The sequence below is a fragment of the Massilia sp. NP310 genome (assembly GCF_019443485.1).
GTDB classification, from domain to species: Bacteria; Pseudomonadota; Gammaproteobacteria; order Burkholderiales; family Burkholderiaceae_D; genus Telluria; species Telluria timonae.
The window spans coordinates 990,449-1,016,218 of record NZ_CP080379.1 but is presented as its reverse complement, the minus strand read 5'-3'; the positions used below and the strand labels follow the sequence as shown (position 1 = coordinate 1,016,218).

General features: G+C 59.5%; 19 protein-coding genes. 7 read left to right on the top strand and 12 right to left on the bottom strand.

Annotation, left to right across the window (positions count from 1 at the left end):
* Positions 1–4: 4 nt before the first annotated feature.
* From KY496_RS04590 to KY496_RS04580, 3 genes are read right to left on the bottom strand one after another with little or no spacing between them, the layout of a single operon-like run.
* On the bottom strand, positions 5–3,190 hold the full coding sequence (locus KY496_RS04590; protein WP_219864042.1) for an efflux RND transporter permease subunit: 3,186 nt from the start codon (positions 3,188–3,190) through the stop codon (positions 5–7).
* Between the two features lie 36 nt (positions 3,191–3,226).
* Positions 3,227–4,459, bottom strand: a complete 1,233-nt coding sequence (locus tag KY496_RS04585; protein ID WP_219864041.1) for an efflux RND transporter periplasmic adaptor subunit — start codon at positions 4,457–4,459, stop codon at positions 3,227–3,229.
* Positions 4,460–4,462: 3 nt separating this feature from the next.
* Complete coding sequence (locus KY496_RS04580) at positions 4,463–5,710, bottom strand: TolC family protein (protein ID WP_205289051.1); 1,248 nt, start codon at positions 5,708–5,710, stop codon at positions 4,463–4,465.
* 68 nt (positions 5,711–5,778) lie between these two features.
* On the opposite strand from KY496_RS04580, the gene KY496_RS04575 reads away from it, so the two are divergent.
* Both KY496_RS04575 and KY496_RS04570 read left to right on the top strand, forming a co-directional pair.
* Entirely contained in the window at positions 5,779–6,192 is a 414-nt protein-coding gene (locus tag KY496_RS04575; RefSeq protein ID WP_109343488.1) for a helix-turn-helix domain-containing protein, read from the top strand.
* Positions 6,193–6,293: 101 nt separating this feature from the next.
* A complete protein-coding gene (locus tag KY496_RS04570) occupies positions 6,294–7,361 on the top strand; it encodes a cation transporter (RefSeq protein ID WP_109343489.1) in 1,068 nt (355 codons plus the stop codon).
* 103 nt (positions 7,362–7,464) lie between these two features.
* Here the strand turns inward: KY496_RS04570 and KY496_RS04565 are convergent, their stop codons facing one another.
* The 7 genes from KY496_RS04565 to KY496_RS04535 all read right to left on the bottom strand — a co-directional run bounded on the left by KY496_RS04565 (position 7,465) and on the right by KY496_RS04535 (position 17,448).
* A complete protein-coding gene (locus KY496_RS04565; protein WP_109343490.1) occupies positions 7,465–8,820 on the bottom strand; it encodes a TniQ family protein in 1,356 nt (451 codons plus the stop codon).
* Complete coding sequence (locus tag KY496_RS04560) at positions 8,817–9,797, bottom strand: ATP-binding protein (RefSeq protein ID WP_162819333.1); 981 nt, start codon at positions 9,795–9,797, stop codon at positions 8,817–8,819. Before KY496_RS04560 ends, KY496_RS04565 begins: the two co-directional genes overlap by 4 nt.
* A gap of 1 nt (position 9,798) precedes the next feature.
* Positions 9,799–11,778: a hypothetical protein gene (locus KY496_RS04555; RefSeq protein ID WP_219864040.1), complete on the bottom strand. Its 1,980-nt coding sequence runs from the start codon at positions 11,776–11,778 to the stop codon at positions 9,799–9,801.
* Positions 11,775–12,473: a hypothetical protein gene (locus KY496_RS04550; protein ID WP_162819335.1), complete on the bottom strand. Its 699-nt coding sequence runs from the start codon at positions 12,471–12,473 to the stop codon at positions 11,775–11,777. The genes KY496_RS04555 and KY496_RS04550 overlap by 4 nt, the downstream gene beginning before the upstream one ends.
* Positions 12,474–12,631: 158 nt before the next feature.
* Positions 12,632–12,997 (bottom strand): helix-turn-helix domain-containing protein, encoded by a 366-nt coding sequence (locus KY496_RS27420; RefSeq protein WP_109343494.1) that lies wholly within the window; start codon positions 12,995–12,997, stop codon positions 12,632–12,634.
* Between the two features lie 1,362 nt (positions 12,998–14,359).
* The gene (locus tag KY496_RS04540; protein ID WP_219864039.1) at positions 14,360–16,153 is read right to left on the bottom strand and encodes a hypothetical protein; all 1,794 of its coding nucleotides are present in this window, start codon (positions 16,151–16,153) and stop codon (positions 14,360–14,362) included.
* Positions 16,154–16,362: 209 nt separating this feature from the next.
* Entirely contained in the window at positions 16,363–17,448 is a 1,086-nt protein-coding gene (locus KY496_RS04535; protein ID WP_219864038.1) for a hypothetical protein, read from the bottom strand.
* A 534-nt stretch (positions 17,449–17,982) separates the two neighbouring features.
* Between KY496_RS04535 and KY496_RS04530 the strand changes: the two genes are divergently transcribed.
* Positions 17,983–18,183, top strand: coding sequence for a hypothetical protein (locus tag KY496_RS04530; protein WP_005670960.1), 201 nt, complete (start codon positions 17,983–17,985; stop codon positions 18,181–18,183).
* 82 nt (positions 18,184–18,265) lie between these two features.
* On the opposite strand, the gene KY496_RS04525 is transcribed toward KY496_RS04530, so the two are convergent.
* Entirely contained in the window at positions 18,266–19,414 is a 1,149-nt protein-coding gene (locus tag KY496_RS04525; protein ID WP_219864037.1) for a glutathione-independent formaldehyde dehydrogenase, read from the bottom strand.
* Between the two features lie 376 nt (positions 19,415–19,790).
* Here KY496_RS04525 and KY496_RS04520 point away from each other — a divergent pair, with 376 nt between their 5' ends.
* From KY496_RS04520 to KY496_RS04510, 3 genes are all read left to right on the top strand, one after another.
* Entirely contained in the window at positions 19,791–20,954 is a 1,164-nt protein-coding gene (locus KY496_RS04520; RefSeq protein WP_219864036.1) for an L-dopachrome tautomerase-related protein, read from the top strand.
* Between the two features lie 190 nt (positions 20,955–21,144).
* Positions 21,145–21,747 carry an SRPBCC family protein gene (locus tag KY496_RS04515; RefSeq protein WP_219864035.1) on the top strand — a complete coding sequence of 201 codons (603 nt, stop codon included), beginning with the start codon at positions 21,145–21,147 and terminating at the stop codon, positions 21,745–21,747.
* Between the two features lie 10 nt (positions 21,748–21,757).
* Positions 21,758–22,930, top strand: a complete 1,173-nt coding sequence (locus KY496_RS04510; RefSeq protein ID WP_219864034.1) for a zinc-dependent alcohol dehydrogenase — start codon at positions 21,758–21,760, stop codon at positions 22,928–22,930.
* Positions 22,931–23,129: 199 nt separating this feature from the next.
* Here KY496_RS04510 and KY496_RS04505 read toward each other — a convergent pair whose 3' ends face one another.
* Positions 23,130–23,543: an Rrf2 family transcriptional regulator gene (locus tag KY496_RS04505; RefSeq protein WP_219864033.1), complete on the bottom strand. Its 414-nt coding sequence runs from the start codon at positions 23,541–23,543 to the stop codon at positions 23,130–23,132.
* A 410-nt stretch (positions 23,544–23,953) separates the two neighbouring features.
* Between KY496_RS04505 and KY496_RS04500 the strand changes: the two genes are divergently transcribed.
* On the top strand, positions 23,954–25,654 hold the full coding sequence (locus KY496_RS04500) for a glycoside hydrolase family 43 protein (protein ID WP_219864032.1): 1,701 nt from the start codon (positions 23,954–23,956) through the stop codon (positions 25,652–25,654).
* The last annotated feature ends 116 nt before the right edge of the window (positions 25,655–25,770 follow it).

Sequence of the window (25,770 nt, the reverse complement as noted above, 5' to 3'; positions counted from 1 at the left end):
CTGTTCAAATTCCCTCCGCCACGTTCTCGGGCGGACGGGCGAAGCGCTGGTAAAGCGTCGGCAGCACGAACAGCGTCAGGATCGTAGCGGAGATCAGGCCTCCGATCACAACGGTGGCCAACGGCCGCTGCACCTCGGCGCCGGCGCCGGTTGCCAATGCCATCGGGACGAAGCCCAGCGATGCGACCAGTGCCGTCATCAAGACGGGGCGCAGGCGCCGCAGCGCACCTTCGCGCACCGCTTGTGCCCACGGAAGCTGTTTCGCCACGTCGTCGATCGAGCCCACCATTACCAGCCCGTTGAGGACAGCGACGCCGGACAGTGCGATGAATCCAACGGCCGCCGAGATCGAAAACGGCATGCCACGCAGCCAGAGTGCGGCGATACCCCCGATCAGGGCGAGAGGCACGCCCGTAAACACGACCGCGGCCGAACGCCAAGACCCAACAGCCGAGTACAGCAACGCGATGATGAGCGCGAAGCAGGCTGGTACCACGACTGCCAAACGCATCCGCGCACGCTCGAGGTTCTCGAATTGCCCGCCCCAGGTAATCCATGCACCGGCGGGCACCCGTACGTCCGCGTTGATGCTTGCGCGCGCTTCGCTGACCACGCTGGCGATGTCACGTCCGCGCACGTTGGCCTGTACCACGACGCGACGCTTGCCGTTCTCGCGACTGATCTGGTTCGGTCCCTTGGCCGTCTCCAGCGCGGCCACCGACCCCAGCGGCACGAAACTGCCGCTTGGCGTCAGCACTGGCAACTGGCGCAAGGCTTCCACATCGTTCCTGCTGGTCTCACCCAGTTTCACCACCACGTCGAAGCGCCTGTCGCCTTCATAGATGGAACCAGCCTCCCGGCCCGCGATGGCTGCCGCCAGTGTGTCGTGCACGTCCTGAGCGGATAATCCAACCCGCGCCATGGCGTCGCGGTCCAGCCGCACATCGAGCAGCGGAAGCCCCTGCACCTGCTCTACCCGGACGTCCTCCGCGCCCTCGACCGCACGCAGTTTTTCGGCAACCTGCTCGGCGGTGCGGATCATGGCGTTGAAATCGTCGCCGTAGACCTTGACGGCAATGTCGCCCCGTACGCCGGCCAGCAGTTCGTTGAAGCGCATCTGGATCGGCTGGGTCAGCTCGTAGTTCTGGCCCGGGATGCCTGCAACCGCCTTCTCGATCTTCTCAACCAGCTCGGCCTTGCTCATCCCGGGTTCCGGCCATTCCGAACGGTCTTTAACGATGACAAAGGTGTCCGTGATATTCGGCGGCATAGGGTCGGCGGCCAGTTCAGCCGTACCTGTTCGGGAGAAGACCAGCTTTACCTCGGGCAGCTTGCCGACCGCCTTCTCGACAGCGAACTGCATCGCCTGGCTCTGGTCCAGGGAGGTTCCGGGAATGCGGGCGACCTGCAGCAACACGTCTTTCTCGTCGAGGGTCGGGAGAAATTCCTGGCCCAGCGTTGTAAACAGACCCAGCGCGCCCGCAAAACCGACGGTCGCTAGTACGCCGGTCAGCTTGGGCTTCGCGAGTGCACGGTCCAGCCAAGGTGCATAGGACGTGGATACGGCTTTGACCAGTCGGTTTTCCTTTTCATTGACATGGCGCGAAAGCCATAGCGCGATCGCCGCCGGCACAAAGGTAAGAGAAAGAATGAAAGCGAATACCAGGGCCAGAATCACCGTTACCGCCATCGGTGCGAACATCCGGCCTTCCACCCCCTGGAACGTCAACAGGGGGACATAGACGAGAATGATGATCGCCTGGCCATAGACGCTTGGCCTGATCATTTCGCGCGCGGAGGCCGCAACGGAATCAAGGCGCTCCGCTTTGGTAAGAGTTTTGCCAGTCGCATGCTGGTGTTCGGCGATGCGGCGCAGCGCGTTCTCTACGATGATCACGGCGCCATCGACAATCAGGCCGAAGTCCAGCGCGCCCAGGCTCATCAAATTTGCCGAGAGTCCCGCCTCGAGCATGCCCGCCGAGGTCAGGAGCATGGTGACCGGAATAACGGCTGCGGCGATCAGCGCCGCGCGCAGGTTTCCGAGTAGCGCGAACAGGACGGCGATCACCAGAAGCGCGCCTTCGGTCAGATTGGTTGCCACGGTCTTGATGGTGGCATCGACCAGCCGAGTGCGGTCGAGGACTGGCCGGATGAGCAAGTCGGGCGGCAAGGAATGTGCGATTTCCTTGAGTCGGACATCGACGGCGGCGGCAACGGTCCGGCTGTTCTCGCCAATGCGCATCACGGCCGTACCGACGACGACCTCTTGGCCGCCTTCGGACGCCGAGCCGAAACGCACCTCCTGCCCCAGGCCGACGCTAGCGACGTGCGACACCAGCACTGGCGTGCCGTTACGGGTGGTGATGACGGTCTTTGCCAGTTCTTCGGATGAGGTGATGCGCGCATCGGCCTTGACGGTGAGGGCCTCTCCGTTCTGGACGACGACGCCGGCGCCGGCGCTCGTGTTATTGCGCTCCAATGCCTCGCCCAGCATCGTCAGGCTGATGCCCAGGGCCGCTAGTCGTTGCGGATCCGGCGTGACCACATACTGCTTGACGTAGCCCCCGATGACGTCGACGCCCGCCAGCCCTTCGGTATTCTTGAGCTGCGGTGCGACGATCCAGTCCTGCACCGTGCGCAGGTAGGTAGCCTTCTCAACAGCGCCGCGCAGCACTTCCCGTTCCGGGGTGATATAGCTTCCGTCCGCCTGCAAGCCGGCCGACGTACCGACTTTCTGGGCCGGCTTGGAGGCGTACTCCACCGTCCACATGTAGACGTCGCCAAGCCCGGTCGCGATCGGACCCAGGCTCGCAGTAGCACCCGGGGGCAAGTTGCGCTCGACGGCGCGCAGCCGCTCCGCTATCTGCTGGCGAGCAAAATAGATATCCGTGCCGTCCTTGAAGACCGTCGTGACCTGTGCAAATCCATGCCTGGTCAACGAGCGCGTGGATTCCAGTCCGGGAATGCCGGCAAACGCCGTCTCGATCGGATAGGTGACCTGTCGTTCGACGTCGGCCGGCGCGAGCGCCGGTGCGACGACGTTGATCTGCACCTGCGTGTTGGTGATATCCGGTACCGCGTCGATCGGCAGGCGCGTCAGTGCGAATGCGCCGAGGATCGACAGCAGGATGGTGGCGATGAGGACGTGCCACCGCCGCGCAACGGAAAAGTTGACGATGCGAGCAATCATGGTTGGGTATCCTTCAGGAGCCGTTGAACGAGGAAATCAGTCATCGTCCCCTGCCTCTCCCTTGCCATGCTCCGCCTTCAGCAGATAAGTATTGCTGACCGCAATCTGTTCCTTGCCGTCGAGGCCGGACACCACCTTGACGTAGCCGGCCGCGTTACCGCCGAGGACGACGCGCTTGATCGCGAACCCTTCTTTCTCCCGGACGAACACGCTCGGCTTGTCCTCCGCCGTCTGCACGGCGGTCCGTGGAATGGCCAGCTGGGTGCCGCCGGTACCGCCCTCGAGCGCGATCGATGCCCTGACCGTCTCGCCGATGCGCCAGCTTCCCTCCCCGTTCGACAGCCGTGCAATGGCGCGTACCTGGCGGGTGGCGGGATCGAGGACGCGCGATACGTGGGTGATGCGGCCTGCGCCGGTGCGGCCATCAATCGACACGTCCACCGCAGTGCCGACGGTGACGCGGGCGGCGTCGTTCGGCGACAGCGAAAGCTCGACGGCCAGTTCGTTGAGGTCGGCCACTTCGAACAGATGTGCGTCCGGCGCGACGATGTCGCCCAGGGCGATCTGCCGCGCCGTGACGTTGCCCTTGATCGGGGAGCGCAGCATCAGCCGGTTAAGCTGCCCTCCGCCCGTTCCCCCGGCGGCGGCGAGTTGTTGCTCGGCCAGGCGAAGGCGGGTGCGTGCTTCTTGCGCGGCATTGCGCGCAATTTCGAATTCCTGTCGCGAGGTGACTTTTTCGCCAAACAGACGTTCTTCGCGCGCGAACGTGGCTTGCGAGAGCTCGTACTGCCGCTTGGCGATTTCAACGTCGGCCCTGAGCTGGGCTACGTCACGGCTTTCGATTACAGCCAGCACGTCGCCCCGAGCGACCGGGTCGCCCAGGTTGCGCCGGACCTCGACAACCCGGCCGCCAACGGCGCTCGAGACGACGGCTGCATGCTTCGGGTCTGCCGCGATGACTGCAGGCGCCTCGACCGCCCCAGCGAAGGACTGTCGAACCGGCATGATCTCGATACCCGCGGCTTTGATTTGCTGGTCCGATAGCGATACAAAATCTTCCTTGGCTTCGGCTTCGCCTTCTCTCTCCGCAGCTTCGCCCCGCTCGCCGGCTTCGCCGCTCTTCTCGGCCTTCTCGGCTTTCTCGCCTGAGGCGGTCGCCGTTTTTTCACCCTGTTCGGCCGCTACTTTAGGGGCTGTTTCTGGCTTGGGGGAGCATGCGCTCAACAGGATCATCGCGGCGCACAGGCCCGATCGGAATACCGCTTGCATGGGTCAATCCTTATAAATTGGAGAGTTGGAACCTTGGAGCCGAGCCAGACGTGCCCGGGCAGTATGGAGTGCTGCGAGCGCGTCGACCGAGCTTTCGCGGGTTTCGGCCAAAGAGCGCTCGGCCTCGATCAATTCGAGTTGCGGGAATTTTCCTTCGGCGTATCCGATCCTCGCGATGCGCGCCGCTTCTTCTGCGGCGGCGAGCGCGGGGCCATTGGCGGCCCGTGCGGCCGCCAATGCGTCGGCCACCTCGGCTTCCGCCTGCGCGCTGGATTGCTCGAATTGCAGTGCGACGCCGCGGCGCGCGGCGGAAGCCCGATCGAATTCCGCCCGCGAGCGCGCCAGCGCGGCCGTGCCCTGATTGAACAATGGCAGTGGGACCGACAGGCCGAGCACAGCGGCCTTGTCGGACGATTCGCCGTAACGGCGCATGCCTGCGGTCAGCGTTACGTCCGGTATCCGGTCGCGCCTGGCCGCATCGACGCGAGCTTCCGCAGCGGCCACCTCGGCCTCTGCTGTTGCGATCGCCAACCCCTGCCCTGCTGCCGGCGTCATCTCGCTGCGTTCTATTTGCTCGAACCACGTGGACGCGATCGTGAGCGGCATCGCCGTGCCTGTCAGCCGTGCGACCGTTTTCTGGGCCAGTTCGGCGGCGCGTAGTGCTTTGCCCAGACGAACCTCCGTATTGATTCGCAGCACGTCCGCCCTTTGCTCCTCTATTGGAGATGCTTTTCCGACGCGCACCCGTTCGCGTGCTGCATGGTGAGCACGCGCAGCCAGTTCATGACCAGCTTTTGCGATCGCGACATAGCGCTCGTTGGCAGCAAGGGTAACGAACGCCTCGGTAATCAGAAATGTCAGCTCCGCTTCCGCGGAGCGCGCCCCAATACCGGCGGCGGCCCGTTCAGCCTGGGCCACGCGCATCCTCGCGCCGCGTTTACCACCGAGCTCCAAGGGCATTGACAGCGCGACCGTCTTTTCTCCCCCACCGAAACCGGAGTAGCGTCCCGATCCCAAGACATTTTCAGCCTCAAGGGAAAGTGTCGGGTTCGGTCGAAGTCCAGACTGGCGTACATTGGCATCGGCGATGCGCAAGGCTGCGTCAGCGCCCTGCAATTGCGGCGCGTGGAGTCTAGCCCGTGCGACGGCCTCGGCAAGCGTCAGTGGAGTGCCCTCAGCAAAGGCAGAGCCTGCGGCCATACACATGACCAACAGGGTCGTGGCGACAGAAGCATTGATCTTGATGCGCATGATTGGATTTGCTTGACGGATTAATAAATGAGCTTTATAAACCTTGAAGCCACTTTAATGTCAAGCATATGTCACGCACATTTACGATAGGACAGCTGTCCGCTGCGGCGCAGATGCCCCCAGCGACGATTCGCTATTACGAGAAAATTGGGTTGCTCGACTCTCCATCCCGCTCCGGCAGCAACTACCGGCTGTACGGGAGCGAGGATGTAGCCCGCCTGAGCTTTGTTCGCCGTGCACGGGAGATCGGGTTCACGGTCGACCAAGTTCGAAGCCTGTTGGCCTTCTCCGACCAGCGAGACGGCGACTGCTGCGCCGTGACAGCGCTGACAGAACAACACCTTGCCGAGGTCGAGCAAAAGATCAGAGACCTCAACTTATTGAAAGAACATCTTTCCCGTCTGCTGGTTTCATGCCGGGGCGGTCGATTTGCCGATTGCGGCATCATTGATGCCCTCGCGCCGGCGGGACAAGCCGGGTAGCTCACTCAGCGTGGTGCCAATCACAGGTCCTGAGCACACTTGACCTTGAAGCTGGTTGAAGGTTTACCCTCCAATAACCAGCCATCAAAAAACTCACTTTCATGACACAAAATCAGACCACGCCTTCTAGCGGCCTTGAAACCGAGCTGTTCGTCTCCAAAATGGACTGTCCGTCTGAAGAAAACTTGATTCGGATGGCTTTGGACAAAGTCGACGGCATCGATCATATCGCCTTCGACCTAAATACCCGAACCGTCAGAGTGCTCCACCGTGGGAGCGCAGATATCCTTTTCGACGTCCTTCAACCATTGCGACTGGGGGTGGAGCTTCGCAGCTCACGTCCGGCTGAGCCACGCTCTACCGTACAACGCACGATCAGCACGCTCGCAATACCGAAGATGGACTGCCCGTCTGAGGAGAACATGATCCGCATGGCGGTAGCTGATGTCGAAAGCATACATTCGCTCAACTTCGATCTCTCGGCAAGGCAGCTCCACGTAGCACACTCGGGAAACATCGATCCTATATTGTCGAAGCTGACACGATTAGACTTGGGCGCCCACCTGATCAGTTCCCGTCCAGACCTGTCCCAATCGACTAGCGGCTCCGATAAAGCTGGAGACGCGTCAGAGGCGAAGACGTTGCGGCTGCTGCTGGCTATAAATGCTGTGATGTTCGTGGTCGAACTCACATGGGGGTTAATCGCAGAATCCGCAGGATTAGTAGCCGATTCGCTCGACATGTTCGCCGATGCAGCAGTCTATGGTTTAGCGTTATACGCTGTTGGGCGCGCGGCTGCGCTAAAAACTCGTGCGGCCCACGTGGCTGGGTGGCTTCAACTCGTGCTCGCACTAGGTGCGCTGAGTGAAGTGGTTCGACGTTTCTTCTTTGGCAGTGAACCCGAATCTGTTTTGATGATGAGTGTCGGAACCGTAGCCCTCATTGCTAACGCTGCCTGCCTGATTTTGATCGCCAAGAAACGTGATCGGGGTGCGCATATGAAGGCAAGTTATATATTTTCCGCCAACGACGTTATCGCCAATCTCGGCGTGATCGCTGCTGGAGTGTTGGTTACCTGGACTGGTTCGCCTTACCCCGATCTTGTTGTGGGCACCATCATCGCCGTCATCGTGCTCACTGGTGCGCGCCGGATCCTTAAACTGAGGTAGCGGTAAAGCGTTTTTGTTGCATGAATGGCTGACCGGTAGGTGGCGAGCTGCCACCACCGGTCATGGAAGCTACTTTATTATCCGGTTTCACCCACCTATGGCATCAGGGAGACAGACTAAGCCGAAGTCCATCAACAGCTGGGAAGGCGACCTTACCAATAATATAGTCACCATTACTTCCGTCGAACTTCACATCAACATGACTCATTGTCGCGGTTTCTCTTCTGAAGTCGCCAACTCTTTTCCTCCCATCCCGCACAGCGACTAGCCACCAATAGAACGCTGCATACTCAGCGATAAACTGCGCCCGCCAACATATCCTTACCCGCTGTGCAAACTCGTTCCCATAAGGGAATCCCACATTCCAGTCCTGGAAATCTGCTTGGTCTGGCGATGCATGCATCACACTAAAATAGGTCTCGTAGCTATTTCTGAGCATGATGAAGGCTAATAATTTCATGTTGCAGCCGCTCGGAGAATTCAGAAGGTCTTTGATGGATTCGGCTCGATGACGAACATAGTCCTCATCGTCGAACGGTTCCGATTCTGCGATTACGCGAAGTAACCGTCGTAGCGTTGCACGATAAACCTTTATTGCAAGACTAAGTTTTTCAGTTTTCCAACGCTTCGGAAAAAGGACGCTTTTCATAGGGTCGCATCGTTCAAGAGCGATTTTCCAAGTCAAGACCACGAGTTGGGGAACTTCGCGTGTCGTGAAAGGTAGCGTTGCCGGCGGGGGGACTTGGTGAATAACCCACTGTAGCCATGTAGTTTCAGGCCTCAACCACGGCGAGAAATGATATGCCCGTGAAGACAAAAATGATTCCAGCTGATTGCGTACTGCTGTCGACTCCTCCCACCAATGATCAAGACTTTCAAAAGCTCGCGCGTATTCCCTTTTGCTTTGCTGTATCTCCAACCGAGCATCCACGCTCAATCCAACGCCTGAGATGGGACCGTTGCAGTGCGGGCAGACGTATGGCCTGCTTAGGATCTCTTGATGAAATCCATAAGTGGGCAAATGCTTGCCGCACGAGTAACAAGTATCGCGCAGTGCTGCTCCATCTAGCGGGCAGTGGGAGAGAAACTTCGATTGATGCCAGAAGCTATGATAAAGATGCCCTAGACATAGGGGACAATAGCGAAACGCAGTATTCCACCATATAGACCTATGTTTTTCAGATGATGATCCGAATACCTCTTTTTCACTCGGCTCATCAATCCACCAGCTGCTGTGGCTGAACACGTCCGGGTCGAAACCACGCTTATAGGAAAAAGTGGCATGCTCTTTCTGATAGCCCGCACCGTGCGTGCAATGGGTAAGCAGTTCTTTTACTCCGAGGCCGTTACGCCATGCGAATCGCCATATTGAGGAGACCATCGATTCTTCCGGCAAGGGAACCAAATCGAGCGCGGCGTTGGAAGGAAACTCTCTAACGGCGTTATCGTAAATCTTCATCGCGGTCTCCCTTGTGCCCGCTTGGCCTCACCTTTCATTTCGGCAATTGAGTCCGCCAAAAGTGCAAAGTCAACAGCGTCGTCCCAAGCTTCCGAGCTTGGAAAAACCCCCGGTGCGTCGCGATGGTGCTGGACCGTGAGATAGCGCCGTAGTGCCGTGAAGAATTGTCGGGCTGGAAAACCCACTTTGTGGACCGAATGCGGGGAACATTTTTTCACAGCGTCGAAAAACCTTGTGGTTTCGTTTTCCAGCCGAAATCCAGCGTCCCAGGCAGTCGGCATAAAGAACTGGGTCCAGGTCTGGGAAGTTTCAGCGGGCCAGACGGAACTATCATACTGAGCAAAAATTGACGCCACATCTTCCTTATACGAGAATGCTCGAAACGATTGACGGCGCCGTGCAAATCTAGAGATGAGGTCAGACTTGCCCATCTCCCGAAGGTGGCCAATAACGTCGGAAAAATCTGGGTCCTGTCCCATCATGATCGTTACCAACTGGACGCCTTCACGGTCCAGCTCGTTATAGATATCTTTCAGGAAGAGGAAATCTTCGAGACGCATGGCATTTGCTTCATCGATAAGGAGCACGACAAACGGTGACTGATATACTCGAGCCAGATCAATGAGGCGTCGCACAAGTCGGTGGCGCAGGTCGAAGGTCTCGCCACGAAGTTCCGGGTGACCTACCGCAGTAAGAAAATGTTTGAAGAATGCCCGGATCGATGAAACCTGCTGGTTCCAACTGTTATGCCGGATCACGACCAACTCGGGCATGCGGTCACGCAGTAGATGTTCGAGTAGTACAAGCGCGCGAGTCTTTCCTACACCGCTTTGCGCAGTGAAACAGCAACCGCTTTCGCGCACGAGCAGGATGTGGCGGACGATTTGGTAGAGTTCCTTGATTGGTTCGGTCAATAGGACAGTATTTCGATTAAATGCAGGATGGTCGATCGTCAGTAGGTTAGCGAATGCAGTCAATTTAATCTCCTAAATAAGTAGGACCAGTCTTGGGAGCTTCGAAATCGAAGAAGCTACCGGTCTTTGGCAAGATTGAAGGTGGGGAAGGTATCAGTGAGTCCCCTAGCGCCGCTTTATCACCGATGCGCTTTTGATCGGCCTGGACCTTGGAAAGGGAGAGCGCTTCCTTAGAAGCGCGCTTGGCGTTTCGAGCACGCTTGCTGCGTTCGCGCAGTTCGTCCGCCTTGCCATCGCACCAGCGTGCCGCCACTGACGTCGAATTCTCATGCAGGCGTTGCGACAGACCTGCCTGGTTCATAAGTGCACGGTTACGCCAGGAAATATGGTGTCCTTGCTTGTTCGCCGGGCCCTGCAGAGCGCCGAGCTGTTCGCCCGTCTCGAGTACGGTCGCATTTGCGACCTGGACATCGCGTCGATCGCAGTAGACGATGAGTTGCCGGTCGATGAGGTCGTAGGCGTTCGCAAGCGCGGCGTTTGTATATTTCCATCGCCCGAGAGTCACATGAGGCCGGATGTTATTCTTGCGGCTGCCGCAAACCTTAACAACTTCGACATGAGAAAGAAGCTTCAAGTCTTGCTGCGCCGGAATGGGTAAAGGCTGCAGAAACACTCCCGAATCGGAGCGATTCAAGCCATGCTGGAGCGCTCCTATCGGCGAAGAGAAATTGTTACCCTCATTCCCTTCCTCGTTGTGCTCTCTGATGCAGGCATAAATGACATCAATGAGGTCACGTATGGTGATCTCGAACTTCACGGCCTGCTCGACGGGCTTATTGCGGCGCGTGTCTTTTGGCCCAGACCCGAATGTGGAAGGCAGTCTTTTTAAACCACGCTCGCTCAGTTTGCCAAAAATCCTTTCAACTGGATGCCTACGCCACCACGCCTTGACCGGACCGAAATTGATCGCACAACCGAGTGTACGGATTATGTTATCGACGACTTCGGTCGCCGCATTCGACCATGCGTTATCCATTTTCAGGACGCCGAAGCCCTGGAACGCTATCTCGGGCATGATTTGTATGGGGAAAACCTTGCCGTCAACAGTTAATGGGCAAGTAGCCGCATCGCTTTCTTCGGCCGGTGGACGTATCGCGGACTCGACCACCTCTAGCACACTGTCCCCGCTCGGGTTCCCCTCGAGCGCTACAAACGCGCCCAGCACAAGATTCCATCGCTCCTCAATAAGAAAGCCGATGTGCCAGCGAGCAAGCGGTACTGGCAAGCGTCCGCCATCTTCGGTCTCCAGGATCAGAACTGAAGCTGCGTCGACTTTATGGAAATCTAATTGGCAGGCGCCATAGCCGCGAAGCTGCGGAAAAAGGCTGCGCCTCCCAGAACCGACCCCATGTCGACGCGCCGCTTCCTCTCCAGAGCGAGCCGAGAACCAGCGCGTTGCGTTCTCGCTCAGCAAACCGATACAAAATTGCCGAAGAGACTTGTATCCGCAATTCTTCGTACTGAATGGCCAGTCCTCCGACGTAAAACCCAGTGAGCGTAGCTGGTCAAGAAATTCACCATGAAGCTCGGCGTAGCTGATCCGAACTACTCGAACCGAACGCTCTCCAGTGCCAAGAAAGCGGTTCCGAATGTGTAGCTCCACTTCGGGAAATCGCGCGAACAGCTGCGATAGAGCACCTGCACACCCACCCGATCCTTCACCTCGCTCATGGACAACTGGAGCACGTCGCTCGTAGCCGCGCAAACGCTTCCAAGGCACCAGCGCACGAAAGCCGGCGATCGTGCCGTCCTCACCACCAGCCATGCATCGGCCAACCAGGTAGAAAATCTTCTGGCGCGGTATCGCCGTAGCAGCTGTGATCTGTTCGTGCGCTACTCCGTCCGCGTACATTGCGACAGCCAGCTTACGAGGTCGGTAAATACGCAGGATTTCTTCGTTCAGGACTTCCTCATCAGGTGCTGGCCACTGCGACAAGTTCGCAAAGGCAGCAGGAATAAGGGTCCGGCTACGTGGGACACTCATGACCGCACCCGGTCGAGTTGCGAGTGAGTTCCGAATAGGCGGCGAGTCAGATCGGTATGCACCGTGCCTTCCTGGAGCGCCCTGGCCACCACGGCAAGCATGATGCTCCGATCGGCCCGGGCGTCGGCCAAGACATCCTGTACGCGCAACGCGCCATGTCGAGACATTAATGCCAAGAACAGCTCGGTTTCGCGATACGTGGGATAAGCTTTGACACGGGTCATGATTGCGCAGAGCATGAGCCAGTTGTCCAGGAAGACTTCTTTCCCAAGCAGTTCAAGTTCGCTGCGCGCATGAACTTCTACACCGGCCGATGATGCCTTCTCTCGCAGACCCTCCGGAATCGAGGGATCACTTTCCTTGCCTGATGAAGAGCGCCCAGAACGAGCTATGACGATCCAATGCTCAGCGCCGTCGCGGCTGCGTACCCTGACATAGCCGGCATCACTGTTTGAAGCAACTTTAAAAGGATCATCGACGAGTTCGTAACCAGCAACGCCCGTATCACCTTCAAGTAGCATCAAGTGCATGAAGGGCACGTCACCGGACACGGTAAGGCGGCGATTGTTCTTGGGGGAATCGAAGATCCAGAGATTCGATACCTTGGCCGCGCGTTTGCGTATCACGGACAAAGGCGTAAAAGTTTCCCGCGCATGTGCACTTGCGCAAACGGGTTCTAAGACTGCTTTCACCATTGCTCTACCCTCCAGTTAATAGACGGATGCAGCTTTTTTGAAAACAACAGTTGACCGTCCGGCCGGAGAGCGATATCTTAGAATTTCCACGTTCGAAGATACTATCTCGGCCAGAAAGCGGCGGATCTCAGTTGTAGGGGGTTCGTCGTTTTCTACATTTATTCCTCCTTAAGGATCGCTGCGATACGCGCCGCTTGCTCGTGTGTAATCCTGGGCGCCGATTGAATCAATGACTTCACGAGTGGTGCTATAGAGGTCGAGGCCACAGAACTGTGACAAGTCGCGGCGCACCGATCTGCAACCGCGACAGCGAACAAACGGTGCGACTCAGCGTCGCTCAGTTCCAGCGCCTCGACGATGCGGCACAAGAGGAGCGTCGAAGGCGGCCCCTTTCTTGAATTCTCCAGCTGCGAGTAGTAGCCTCTACCCAATCCGGCACGAGAGGCAACGTCTGCTTGCGTCACGCCTGTGCGAATTCTTAGGGCATACAATTCACTGCCAAAGTTAGTTTCGGCTGCTCGCATGTTTTAAGGCGGAAGCTGATTTTGAGTGCGAATGCAGTTTATACAACTGCTTTCGGTATTCCGCAAGCAAAATATTCCCTGGGTTTAGATAATGCTGGCGATACTGCTTTCTCTGCTACGACGACCGCCCCAGATAATATCTGCGTTGGTGTTCCAAAGGCTGCACCACGTATATTCAGTTGCGAGACAAGAACGCGGTGCTCGTAAGGGCAGATGTCTAGATAACGCCTGGTCGATTCGCCAAAAACTAACTTTTTAGGGCGCCGTTGCTTGGCCCGAGGGTGCCGTTTCTCCATCTCTACGAGGACAGAGCATCTGTGTGGCAAAGCGCCTTCGCGCGCAAACCTGAAAAGTAACTTTTTGCGACGTCAACAACCAACTACGGATTATCTAGATAACGTCTAGACGAATCGCTCAAAACTAACTTTTAAGGCGACGCTGCTTGGCCTAGGGTTCGGTTTTGCCATGCCTACGAGGACAGTGGGTCGGTCCCGTAGCGATCCTCCGCGCCAAGCACCTGAAAAGTAACTTTTTCCGACATCAATAACTAACTATGGATCAAATCGGCGTAGCCGAGTCGGCAGCTCTACCAAGGAGCATTATGATTACTCCTGGAAATTGGTATTTCGATAAGGAAAATTGAATGCGATTGATGCTCGATGTTTTGCTAAATCCATGAAGCTTGAACTTCGTACGGAGGGTGACTATTGCGAGGATATTTGAAAGCTGAGCTGGTTTCAATTTGCCCAGTGCTGCCAACGTCTTGCTAACTAGCAGGTCAAGGAAAATGCGGGGATGTGCGCTAAGTCTACATCTATAGGTTTGAATTCGATCCCATCAACTAAGTCACCATATTTAGGTACAATGTTGCCGACGAGAGAAATGCCGAAGTACTCAAAATAGATGACTCTTGCACGAATCCCAAACAATTCAGTCACTTAGTCGAAAATTACGTCACCTGATTTAGGTACGAGTACTGCCTGACTACTCGCGCCGATCCTGCTGTTCATGGCAGCAATTTGTTCGAGGCGCAGCTGGTCCTTCAGGCTTGCCAGGTTCTGCTTAGCCGAGGCCTATTTTCGGAACACGTCCTCCATGGTTGCCGCACGTCGCCCAGCTGCGATTCCAGCGCAGCCTGGGCATGCTCATGCGCTTCCTGCAGTTCCGCCGTTCGCGCGCGCACAACTTTAACCTCAGTGTCGGCTTCAGCTTGAAGTTGATCCGCAAGCTGGGTTACCAAGACAAAACGGCGTCACTCTCGCGAGCTTTGTGACCGTTCTCCGCGGCCTGAATCCCCACGAATCGTTGTGGATTGCTGTCAATAAACATCCACGTCCGAGTGCTAGGTAACCTCATCTCGGCCTACAGGATTGGAAACGTCAGCTCCGCTCCATTGACGTCGAAGATCCGGCACCCACCAACGGTGATGCTCCATTTCTCTTTCACGCTCAGATAGCTATTCATTGCAAACAGCAATTGGCGCCCCGGATGCAAGGGATTCTCATTGTCCTGCTTCCCGACCAGTTCCATCAGTACGCTTGACAGCCTATTCGGATCATCAAGGGGCAGACCGTCAAGATCGAGATTCATGATGTCAATCCTCTCTTTCGAATAACTGGTAAGCTGGCCACGTAACAGATTGCGGAAGGTATTCCATTCATAGAATGCCACACCATTTTTCAACGCAAAATCGAGGTTTTCAATCGTATGAATAACGATAAATCCCGTGTTCTCTGCAAGGAACCGGTGGTCGACCTTTGCCAAGAACGTAGACGACACTCCAGACTCTTTCAGGGATGCGCGAATCCGTTCTAGGAAAACCGGATCGCCGAACTGCGCCCTGCTACCGAGTAGCTGATCTACGGCCTTGTTGAGCTGCTTGTTTTTCGCATATTCGTCGAGCTCATCGCGGAAGTATGGCAGCAGACTTGCAACCCGGTGCTTGATCTGGCAAAAGTAGAGCCGCTCAAGGGTTTCATCGGCGACGATCAAGTCGATGTCATACTTTCCTTCCTTCTCCGATTTCGCTGTGACCTCTTGTCCATACCGATAGCACGCAGTACCCACCCGCTTGTTCAGGTAGGCGGGTAAGTATTTTTTGTCGAACCAGTCGCCGCGTTTCGTCATCTTGGCGAGCATGGGATTCAAGGACGAAATCAGCCCATACTTCAGGCCCAGCATGCCCATGCGAAGTGTGTCTGGGCCGGATCGAACGATGAGCGCTTCGCCCTCGCGAGCACTCTCAGACTCGGCGAAAAGTTCGTCCAGTTCGCTGTGCAGGAAACCGGCCGCGTAGATGGACGCGACCGGATAGTCCTGAGGTAAGGCGGTGTGGTTGCCGGCGATGACATCCGAAACCTTTAGCTTCTGGAAGTCGGCATAACTCATGAGATACAGATAGCAGATCAGTTCCGTCCGTCGCGCCAGCCGCTTGTAGAGGGCCTTGTCGACGGAGTAAATCAAGTCCACAAAATCCCCATGAAATGAAATGGTTTTGTCGAGCGTATTCTCGACAAAATCGACGAACGCTGGGTGACGCGCCCGAACGCCCTGCTCTAATGAGGCGCCATTCGCGCATAAGGCCGAGTGCACCGCCGTCCGGAGCATGATGTCCGCAATATTGCTGTGAAAGCTCCAATGGTGCCCGAACCAGTACAGACGAATGGCCTCCAGGATCGGCTCCTCGTCGGCAAGCTGATAAGGAATGATGCCTTTGCGAGGAACGACGATGCCTGCGAGCACCCATAGACAAAAACACGATAGCGCGTAGAGCGAGATGAAGGCTGCCTGATCCTGAGCTGAGAAAGACTGGAACGATTGTCCTTCCTTTAAAAGGTCTTCGATGGCTTGGCCGACGAAACTGTCGTGCATTTCCAGGAGCCGTGATTGAGCATGCTCCATTTGAGTGGGGCTGGTCACAACGAATGCGTCAAGCGCGACATAATGAAATCGTAGCCCCAGAAATCGTGCTTTGGTGCCGGGTTGGATACGCGACCGGCAGTAACGCTGCACTTTCGCAAAACGGACGAAAACATCATGCGGAATGTGTGGTTTCAGAAGGTCAAGGTCGCAGTTCCAAGGCAAATACATCAGCTGCCGACCGATCGTCCAGGCATCACCGGTCAGGCGTTTTTCCAGATATTCAAGCAAGTACATGAACCAGAGCCGTTTAATTGAATGAGGGAACCCGACAGTCCCGGCCACTCGGGATGCCGTTCCCGCATTCTACTTTTTTTGTCTGCAATGACTATCGGCCAGGGTGCGGCAGGTATCCTTATTGGTGGCATGTTGGCGAGAATTTGCGCGGCATTGCGCAGCCGATGAACTCATGCGATGAACTGCCAGGCATTGTCAGTGCCAGTTGGTCACGTACTTTTGGCAATCGGGGCGAGTAGCTGCTCCTTGAATCTGTCCTTGACCCACTCGTTGTAAATGTGGACAAACTGCATGGTCAAGACCTTGAACTTATTGGCATTCGCACCCGAGGCCACGTAGTGCATCAGCTCATGCTGCCCGGGGCCGAATTCCGATTCCCGTGGACTGCGTTCCGTGAGTCCCAAGTTAATGTCCCGGGTCGCATGCTCGCCAAAGATCGCCTTGAACAGGAAGTGATGTGCCTCGGGCGGTCGCCCGCTGACAGCGTGCAGGACGTCGCTGAAGTCCACGCTACTGCCGCCTCCGTGAACCTCGCGGAGATCATGCGTTAGTTTCGTGCGCATTACTCCGTACAAGGCTGTGCCCTCCTTGCTGCCAGAATAGTCAGACAGGTTCTTCTGCCAGGCCCCGGAAAGGAAGGGATTGGCGCCGAAATGCAAAGGCAACTGGGCGTCGAGGACCTGGTACACTTCGTTGACCAAATCCTGGTCGAGCAGCACGTTCGGTTTGCTTTTCACAGCGGCGGCAATCCTCTGGCCCAGTGTCTGGTACACGGCGGTCACCGCCTGGGTGGGGTGTCCGAAGTTACTCACGACCGACTGTATGCTGGCGTCGGCGGACGTGAATGCAGCCTTTTTTAACACCTCCCACGTATACGGATTCGGGGCATCGGCAGGATCGGACGTTTCTTCTTCCATCTCGCTATCGTCATCGTCCCCGCTGTTACGGTGTTCAATGGCCTCCGCCCGCGCGTCCTCCACCGTATAGATTTCATCTTCTTCATTGTGCAGCTCCTGGACGTATTTCCGCTGTTTGCCCGTCAGGCCATTCATGACCTTCGTGGTTTTTGCCAGCGTTCCAGGCTTGTAGCCTTCAACGACCCGTTGAACAATAGGGCCCCCGCGAACGGCGTCGCCCAGCGCCCGTTGCTGTAGCGCGCGCGGGCTGTTATCGATCATTTCGCCGAGTTTGCGTTGCGCCACCGCCGTAGGCCGGTTGTCGACCAATCTCGCCATCGAAGCGGTTTTGATTTGGACGGCATCAGGGTCACTTCTTGATTGGAGTGGTGCTCGCATGTGGCGACCTTGGATGAATGGACTTATCGATCAGATTACTTGATGATAACCCCATTTTGCCTTTACTCGGCCTCGAATCAACTTCTCGCGTGTCGTCGAAACAGCCTTTCGTCCTTTCCCCCTGCAGACAATCTGTCGTCAGCGCCAAAAATGCGCTTGTTCAATGTTGTCGCTAACGGGATCCATCGTACGCTGCACCGGGACAAATCGTCACTTCAGCAGTTGCGATTCAAAATCGAGAAGCGTGGTCTGACGGAGGGTGACGCCTGCATTTCTCGCTGGCCCAACTCAGCCGCTCGGTGCCAACAGCAGTATCAAGGCTGTGGAATTCAGCCATTCAGCCGGCATGAAAACGCATCTACACCCACATCCCATTCTCAGCACATTGACGCTCACCGTATGTGCATGAGATTTTCAAGAATATCTGAAGCCCGAGGCGCCCATGCTTGCGAAGACATTCAAGTCAGGGTTGGCGTATGCGCTGATATTTGCAGCAGTCCCCCGTCGAGCATCAACCTCTTCAAGGAGCAATGGATGAACAAGAAACTGGCTACCCTGCTGTTTGCTATTGGTATCGGCGCCAGCACTTCGGTGTTTGCGTGGCAGGACGTTGAAGCGTGCGTCCGCGGCTGCGGCCAGGTACTGGACGCCTGCCTGCAATTGAGCACGAACGCCGAGGAATCGGCGCACTGCCGGCAAGAGTTCAACGAGTGCAGGGACTGGTGCGGCTTCTAAGGTCGCTGGCAAGACATGCCGTCCGGATGGGCGGCATTTTCCGGCACACGTTTTCGACTATCGTCGGATGCGCCCTGCTCCGCTAGGAACCAGGATGCAGAATCACCTTGGTCCAGCCGTGATCTCGCACGTCGAAGTGCTTGTAGGCGTCCGGCGCCTGGTCCAGCTTCAACTCATGCGACACGATGAACGAAGGTTTCGCTCGGCCGGCGTGGATCAGGTCGCGTAGCTGCCGGTTGTAGGCCTTGACGTTGCACTGGCCGGTGGCGACGCGCTGCCCCTTGAGCCACAGCTTGCCCCAATCGAGCGCGATCTTTCCTTCCTTTTCCAGGGCGTCCGGGCCGTTCGGGTCCTCCGGCACGAACACGCCCACCACGCCGATCCCGCCGGTGAACTTGACCGAATTGACCAGGTTGTTCATCGTGAGATTGGGCCGCTCTTGCCGGTGATGGTGGTGGTCGTGGCACTGGTAGCCGACGCACTCACAGCCCACGTCCGCGCCCTGCCCATGGGTCAGGTCCATCACCCGCTGCACCGGGTCTTCCCTGGAAAAATCGATCGCGATCGCGCCGATCGACTCGGCCAGCTTGAGCCGGTCCGAGTGGCAGTCGACCACCATCACACTGCACGCCCCCTTGATCATCGCAGAATGCGCGGCCATGAGGCCGACCGGTCCGGCGCCGTAGATCACCACCGCGTCGCCGGGCTTCATGCCGGCCAGTTCGGTCGCGTGCCAGCCGGTCGGGAAGATGTCGGCGCACATCACGTAGTCGGACTGCTTTTCCTCGGCGTCGGGCGGCAGCTTCAGGCACATGAAGTCGGCCCAGGGCACGCGCAGGTATTCGGCTTGCCCGCCCTGCCATGGTCCCATGTCGGCGAAGCCGAAAGCGCCGCCGGCCACGCCAGGTTCGTTCGCCTTGAGGCAATAGGCGGTCAGGCCGCGTTCGCAGTTCCTGCAATGTCCGCAGCTGATATTGAAGGGCATGCAGACCCAGTCGCCGGGCTTGAGCCGCTCGACCGCGGGACCGACTTCCATGACCACGCCGAGGTTCTCGTGGCCGAAGACGCGGCCCTGCTCGAAGTCGGTCCGCCCCTCGTACATGTGCAGGTCGGAGCCGCAGATGTTGGTGCTGGTGATTCGGACGATGGCGTCCGTCGGACGTTCGATCTTTGGATCCGGCACATCTTCGACGGCCACCTGGTTGGGGCCTCGATAGACAACAGCTTTCATAATCCACTCCTTGAGCTGCCAGGAAATAGCCTGCCCTGCGTGCCCAATGACGACACGCGGCAATCTGTTCCGGCAGTGGTTGGCGATATCCGCGAAAGGCGCCCGCGGAACCATCTGCCTGCCGCCGACGCATCGATGGTCGGTGGCAGAAGCGACACAGGTTAGACACGCGTTCGCCCCGCCGCAAGCGGCGATTCGATTGAAGCGAGCACAGCCGAGTCGCTTTATTTGGACGTCTTCACAAACTCGCGAAGCAGCCTTGCGGGGTGGTGGCGATCGGTGTAGCTTTGCGCATTCCATGTTCCGCCGGCGATCGGCGGCGTCCAGTTCTCGGGGTTCTTGCAGCGCACGCTGCTGTCTTCAGAAAGGAAGCGTCATGCGAATCACTGCCACGTTTCTCGCACTCGTCCTTGCCGGCGCCGGCTGGTCCGCCGCCACGGCAACGGCGCAAACCGAGGTGTCCGCCGCGCAGTCCGAGCACCGCCGCACGGGTGCGACGTTGCAGCAGGCTGCCCAGTTCGAACACCAGGTGACCGGCGTGACCGTCAGCGAACGGGGACGGCTGTTCGTCAATTTTCCGCGCTGGACAGAAGATGCGCCGGTCTCGGTCGCCGAAGTCATGAAGGACGGCAGCCTGCGTCCTTATCCCAACGAGCAATGGAATGCCTGGCGCAACGTCCGGCGCGACGAGCTCGATCCCGCGCAGCACTGGGTCTGCGTGCAAAGCGTGGTCGCCGACGGGCGCGGCAGCGTGTGGGTGGTCGATCCCGCGGCGCCCGCCGTGGACGGCCTCGTGCCGGGAGGACCGAAGCTGGTGCGCATCGATCTGGCGACCGACCGCGTGGCGCAGGTGATCCGGTTCGGCCAGGACGTCGCGATTCCCGGCTCCTACCTCAACGACGTGCGCTTCTCGCACGACGGCAGGCATGCCTTCCTCACCGATGCCGGGCAGCGCGGCGCCCTGGTCGTGGTCGACCTGGCCAGCGGCAAGGCGCGCCGGGTGCTGGACGGCCATCCGTCCACCCAACCCGAAAAAGGGGTGGTGGTGCGCACCGACGGCAAACCGCTGCGCTATCCGGACGGACGCCCGGTGCTGTTCGCGGCCGACAGCATTGCCCTGTCGTCCGACGGCGCCTGGCTGTACTGGAAAGCGCTGACCGGCACCACCCTGTATCGCATCCGGAGCGCGGCGCTCATCGGACAGGGCCTGGCCGGAGAAGACCTTTGGAGCCAGGTCCAGCGCTACGGCCAGGTCGGGCCGACCGACGGCCTCTGGATCGGGCGCGGCGCCGACATCCTTTACCTCACCTCGATCGAGGACCACGCCATCAAGGCGCGCAGATTGTCCGAAGGCCCGGCCGGCGTCGTACGCACGGTGCTGCAGGATCCGCGCCTGCGCTGGCCCGACACCTTCAGCGAGGGGCCGGACGGCAGCCTGTACGTGACCACCTCGCGCATCCAGGATTCCGCCTTCTTCAACCGGGAGGCGCCGCTGGCGCTGCCGACCCAGCTGTGGCGCCTGCCTGCGCCGCGCAAGTGACATCCTCATGCGGCGCTCCGGCGCCGCCAACCTGCAACCAGTCCGCTCGGTGGGCAATCAGCAAGGGAGCTCAATCATGGCAAGCAGACACTCTGCCGCACCACCGGGCACGGCATCGCGAGCGGGTTCACACGCTGGGCCGTCGCACAATCTTGGCTGGATTCCCATCGCGTTGGGGGGCGCGGCCATCGTGGCCGGACTCGGCGGCCGCAGGAGAGGCGCCGCGGCGCTCGCGCTGAGCGCGGTCGCCGGCGCGGGCGCGCTGGGCGCGCTGCGCAGCACGCAGACCGGCCAGGCGAATACCGGCGGCGCCCCGGAGGTCGAGCGTTCGATCACGATCGGCAAGAATCAGGAAGAATTGCGCCAGTACTGGCAAGACCCGCGTACGCTGCCGCAGATCATGTCCGGCTTCGCGACCGTGCACGCCACCGGCGAAGGCCGGATGCACTGGAAGATCGAAGGTCCGCTCGGCCGCGCCTGCGAATGGGACACCGAGACGGTGGGCCATTCCGGCGCGGGCATGGGTTGGCGCGCGCTGTCCGATGGCGCGGTCTCGAACGAGGGGTGGATCCGCTTCCACCCCGCCCCGGCCGGTCGCGGCACCGTCGTGACGCTGCGCCTGCGCTTCGAGCCGCCTGGCGGCGCGCTCGGCGAGTGGCTTTTCGAATTGCTGGGCACCGTACCCCTGCGCCTGGTCGCCGATGGCGCGCTCAGGCGCCTCAAGAACCTCGTCGAAACCGGCGAGATCCCAACCACCGCGCGCCAGAGCGCTGCTCGCGCCGACACACACTGAAGGACAGGCCATGCGAGCACTTTACTGGAACGGCGTGAACGACCTGCGGGTCGGCACGGTGAAGGACCCCGAGATCGTGAATCCCCATGACGCCATCCTGCGCGTCAGCCTGTCGACGACCTGCGGCTCGGACCTGCACTTCATCGACGGCTATATCCCGAGCATGAAGGCCGGGGACGTAATCGGCCATGAGTTCATGGGCGTGATCGAGGAAGTCGGCCCGGCGGTCAAGCGCGTCAGGAAGGGCGACCGCGTCGTCGTCCCCTCGTTCATCGTTTGCGGACAATGCTGGTACTGCCAGCATTCCCTTTACTCCCTGTGCGACAACACGCACCCGAAGCCCGAGCTGCAGGAACCGCTCCTTGGCGGCTATCCGACGGCCGGCATCTACGGCTACACCCACGCCTTCGGCGGCTACGCCGGCGCGCACGCGCAATACGTGCGCGTGCCGTTCGCCGACAACGATTGCTTCAAGGTCCCCGACGGGGTGGCCGACGAGACCGCGTTGTTTCTGTCCGATGCGGCGCCGACCGGCTATATGGGCGCCGATTTTTGCGACATCCAGCCAGGCGACACGGTCGCCGTCTGGGGTTGCGGCGGCGTGGGCCTGATGGCGCAGCAAAGCGCGCGGTTGATGGGCGCCGAACGGGTGATCGCGATCGACCGCTTCCCCGAGCGCTTGCAGATGGCGCGCACGCACGCCGGTTCCGAGACCATTGACTACACGCAGGTCGACAGCGTGCTGGACGTGTTGAAGGAAATGACGGGGGGACGCGGCCCCGATGCCTGCATCGACGCGGTGGGCATGGAGGCGCACGGCACCGGGCCCCAATACGCCTATGACCGCGTCAAGCAGGCGCTGCACCTGGAGACCGACCGTGGACAGGCCCTGCGCGAAGCCATCATGGCCTGCCGCAAGGGCGGCACGCTGTCGGTGCTCGGCGTCTATGGGCTGATCGACAAGTTCCCGATGGGCGCCATCATGAACAAGGGGATGACGGTGCGCACCGCCCAGCAGCACGGGCAAGCCTATATGGAACGGCTGCTGGCGCATGCACAGAAAGGCGAGCTGAACCCTGCCTATCTCGCCACGCACCGCTTTTCGCTGGAAGACGCGCCGCGCGGCTACGACATGTTCAAGCACAAGAAGGACGGCTGCGTGCGCGCGGTGTTTGCGCCGTAACGGCCGACCTGGCCTGATTGCCACTCGTGGAGTGCCGGAATCTTTATCTCAAGGCACTTCACGGGCGCAGCGATCGGTTTTCCCGGCGCGAGGCGGCAACGCGCGGATACCGTCACTCGACGAAATGCAATACCACTTAATCGCCACTCCACCAGTGGCGATTTACTCTTGACGCCAGCGACCTGCCCCGGCGATCCAGTCAAGCATTCTGCGGCGGCATGAAAGCCGACAGCTTGACCTGGCTGAACTCCCGCAGCAAGGCGCCCGCCGCCTGCGCCATCGCCACCTCGAGCGCGCCATTGATCGCTTGCTCCTGGGCGCAGCCCGGATGGTCGACATTGGCCCCGATGGCGAAGATCACCGGCTCCTCGAGCGCCTCGTAGACATCCAGCATCGTGATGCTGTCCGGGTCCACCGACAACACCCAGCCACCATTGCGTCCCGCCGTCGATTGCACATAACCCGCATCGCGCAAACCACCCATCATGCGGCGGACCAGGACCGGATTGGTGTCCAGCACGACGGCCAGCTCTTCCGAACTCGTCGTGCCCTTGCGTCCGTGTATATGAACCAGCGCATGCAGCATGCGCGCCAGCCTGAAATCAGCTCTCATCGATATCCTCCTCACGCCAGCATACCGCAACTCCGAAAGTATCGGAATAGCAGGCCGCAATCGCTACTCCAGAAGTTCTTATTTATCAGAGTGCGTCGCCGCGCCCCTCCCGCCCGGTCGCCTCGATTGCCGCCTCTTTTTTGGTGGCCATGGTGGGTAGTGTTACTTCGTCCGTAGTTCGCGGCTATGAGGATAATTTGGTGGGTTGGTTATTATGTTGGTTAGTTACGTTTTTCAATACGATGAAACAGCGCACCCTTTCAAGCCACACCTTTTAGATGCCTAAACATTGCAGTCTGGTATTTATTGAACGACAATGATTGCGCAATCATGCGGCACCGATCCGTTTTCGCTCTCTCCGTCCGCTTTACGAGGCCCACCCACGCGGGGCCACTTTTTTCAAGGTCATCATGATTTCTCCACGTACCCTGGCAGGCCTGGCATCGTTGGCCGCACTGGCGGCCTGCTCCGCTCCGGGCGGCCAACCCGATGTCGACGCCATATCGCCACAGGCCGCCCTCTTCGAACGCTTCAGCTACGAAGGACGGTCGCAGGAAACGGCGACCCCTAGCGCCACCCAGTACCGCAACCCGATCCTGTCCGGCTACTACCCCGACCCTTCCGTGCTGCGCGTGGAAGACGACTTTTACCTGATCAACTCCTCGTTCACGAACTTCCCCGGCCTGCCGCTGTTCCACTCGCGCGACCTGAGCACCTGGACCCAGGTCGCCAACGTGATCACCCGCCCCTCGCAGGCGAATTTCCAGGGCCTGCGCTCGTCGCGCGGCATCTACGCCCCCGACATCTCGTACCACGAGGGCGTGTTCTATGTGGTCACCACCTGCGTCGATTGCGGCGGCAATATGGTCATGACGGCCTCCAGGCCGGAAGGCCCCTGGTCCGAGCCGGTCAAGCTGGCCTTCGGCGGCATCGATCCTTCGCTGTTCTGGGATGCGGACGGCAAGGTCTACCTGGTCGGCAACGACGCGCCGGCCGGGAAGCCGCGCTACGACGGCCATCGCGCCATCTGGATCCAGGAATTCGACCCGGCCGCACTGGCGGTCAAGGGCGAGCGCACCCTGCTCGTCAACGGCGGCGTCGACATCGCGGCCGAGCCCAGCTGGATCGAAGGACCGCACATCTTCCGCCGCGGCGCCTACTACTACCTGATCGCGGCCGAGGGCGGCACCGGCGACAACCACTCCCAGGTGGTGTTCCGCTCGACCAGCGTGCGCGGCCCGTTCACGCCCTACGCGCACAATCCGATCCTCAGCCAGCGCAAGCTCGATCCGGCGCGCCCGAACCCGGTGACCTCGGCCGGCCACGCCAAGTTCGTCCAGACCCCGGATGGGCAATGGTGGGCAACCTTCCTGGCCACCCGCCCCTACCGCGACGGCATGTACAACATCGGACGCGAAACCTTCCTGCTGCCGGTCAGCTGGAAGGACGACTGGCCGCTCGTGCTCGAGGACGGCAAGGCGATTCCCTTCGTCGCCGCCCGGCCGGCGCTGCCGGCGCAAGCGCGGCCCGCCTTGCCGCTGTCCGGCGACTTCGCCTATGTCGACGAATTCGACGGCGCCCGCTTGTCCGACGCCTGGATCGGCGTGCGCACCCCGGCGGCGCCGTTCCACCGCCTGGAAGCGGGCCGCCTGATGCTGGAGCCGCGCGGCCGGCTCGGCGACCTGGACGCCACGCCGGCCTTCCTCGCGCGCCGCCAGCAGCATCACATCGCCACGGTCGCTACCCGCCTGCGCTTTCGTCCCGCCGGCGAAGGCGACCGCGCCGGACTGGTTGCCTACCAGAGCGACGCTTCGCACCTGTTCTACGGGATGGCGCGGATGGGCCAGCGCGACGTGCTGGCCCTGACCGTGCGCGACAAGGGCGACGCCGACCGCCTGCTGGCCAGCGCACCCGTGGACGGCGACGCGATCGACCTGGAGATCCGCTTCGATGGCGGCCGCATGGACTTCTTCTACAGCGCCGGTGGCGTGCGGCGCGTGCTGCGCGCCGGGGTCGATGCAAGCTTCCTGTCGACCAGCAGGGCCGGCGGATTCACCGGGACGATCGTCGGCCCTTACGTCTGGCGCTCCGGCGCGACAGGTCCAGACTAGCCGTATTGACAGGCTCCACCGAGTTCTAACATATCTTGTTATGCGCTACCATTTTAAGTTAAGCAATGGTAGGCTTATCGGATAACATGCCTCGAGCATAACAATATCGACAGGAG

Coding starts and splice junctions, on each gene's coding strand:
- KY496_RS04590 (WP_219864042.1), bottom strand. CDS start 3,190: ATGATTGCTCGCATCGTCAACTTTTCCGTTGCGCGGCGGTGGCACGTC.
- KY496_RS04585 (WP_219864041.1), bottom strand. CDS start 4,459: ATGCAAGCGGTATTCCGATCGGGCCTGTGCGCCGCGATGATCCTGTTG.
- KY496_RS04580 (WP_205289051.1), bottom strand. CDS start 5,710: ATGCGCATCAAGATCAATGCTTCTGTCGCCACGACCCTGTTGGTCATG.
- KY496_RS04575 (WP_109343488.1), top strand. CDS start 5,779: ATGTCACGCACATTTACGATAGGACAGCTGTCCGCTGCGGCGCAGATG.
- KY496_RS04570 (WP_109343489.1), top strand. CDS start 6,294: ATGACACAAAATCAGACCACGCCTTCTAGCGGCCTTGAAACCGAGCTG.
- KY496_RS04565 (WP_109343490.1), bottom strand. CDS start 8,820: ATGAAGATTTACGATAACGCCGTTAGAGAGTTTCCTTCCAACGCCGCG.
- KY496_RS04555 (WP_219864040.1), bottom strand. CDS start 11,778: ATGAGTGTCCCACGTAGCCGGACCCTTATTCCTGCTGCCTTTGCGAAC.
- KY496_RS04550 (WP_162819335.1), bottom strand. CDS start 12,473: ATGGTGAAAGCAGTCTTAGAACCCGTTTGCGCAAGTGCACATGCGCGG.
- KY496_RS27420 (WP_109343494.1), bottom strand. CDS start 12,997: ATGCGAGCAGCCGAAACTAACTTTGGCAGTGAATTGTATGCCCTAAGA.
- KY496_RS04540 (WP_219864039.1), bottom strand. CDS start 16,153: ATGTACTTGCTTGAATATCTGGAAAAACGCCTGACCGGTGATGCCTGG.
- KY496_RS04535 (WP_219864038.1), bottom strand. CDS start 17,448: ATGCGAGCACCACTCCAATCAAGAAGTGACCCTGATGCCGTCCAAATC.
- KY496_RS04530 (WP_005670960.1), top strand. CDS start 17,983: ATGAACAAGAAACTGGCTACCCTGCTGTTTGCTATTGGTATCGGCGCC.
- KY496_RS04525 (WP_219864037.1), bottom strand. CDS start 19,414: ATGAAAGCTGTTGTCTATCGAGGCCCCAACCAGGTGGCCGTCGAAGAT.
- KY496_RS04520 (WP_219864036.1), top strand. CDS start 19,791: ATGCGAATCACTGCCACGTTTCTCGCACTCGTCCTTGCCGGCGCCGGC.
- KY496_RS04510 (WP_219864034.1), top strand. CDS start 21,758: ATGCGAGCACTTTACTGGAACGGCGTGAACGACCTGCGGGTCGGCACG.
- KY496_RS04505 (WP_219864033.1), bottom strand. CDS start 23,543: ATGAGAGCTGATTTCAGGCTGGCGCGCATGCTGCATGCGCTGGTTCAT.
- KY496_RS04500 (WP_219864032.1), top strand. CDS start 23,954: ATGATTTCTCCACGTACCCTGGCAGGCCTGGCATCGTTGGCCGCACTG.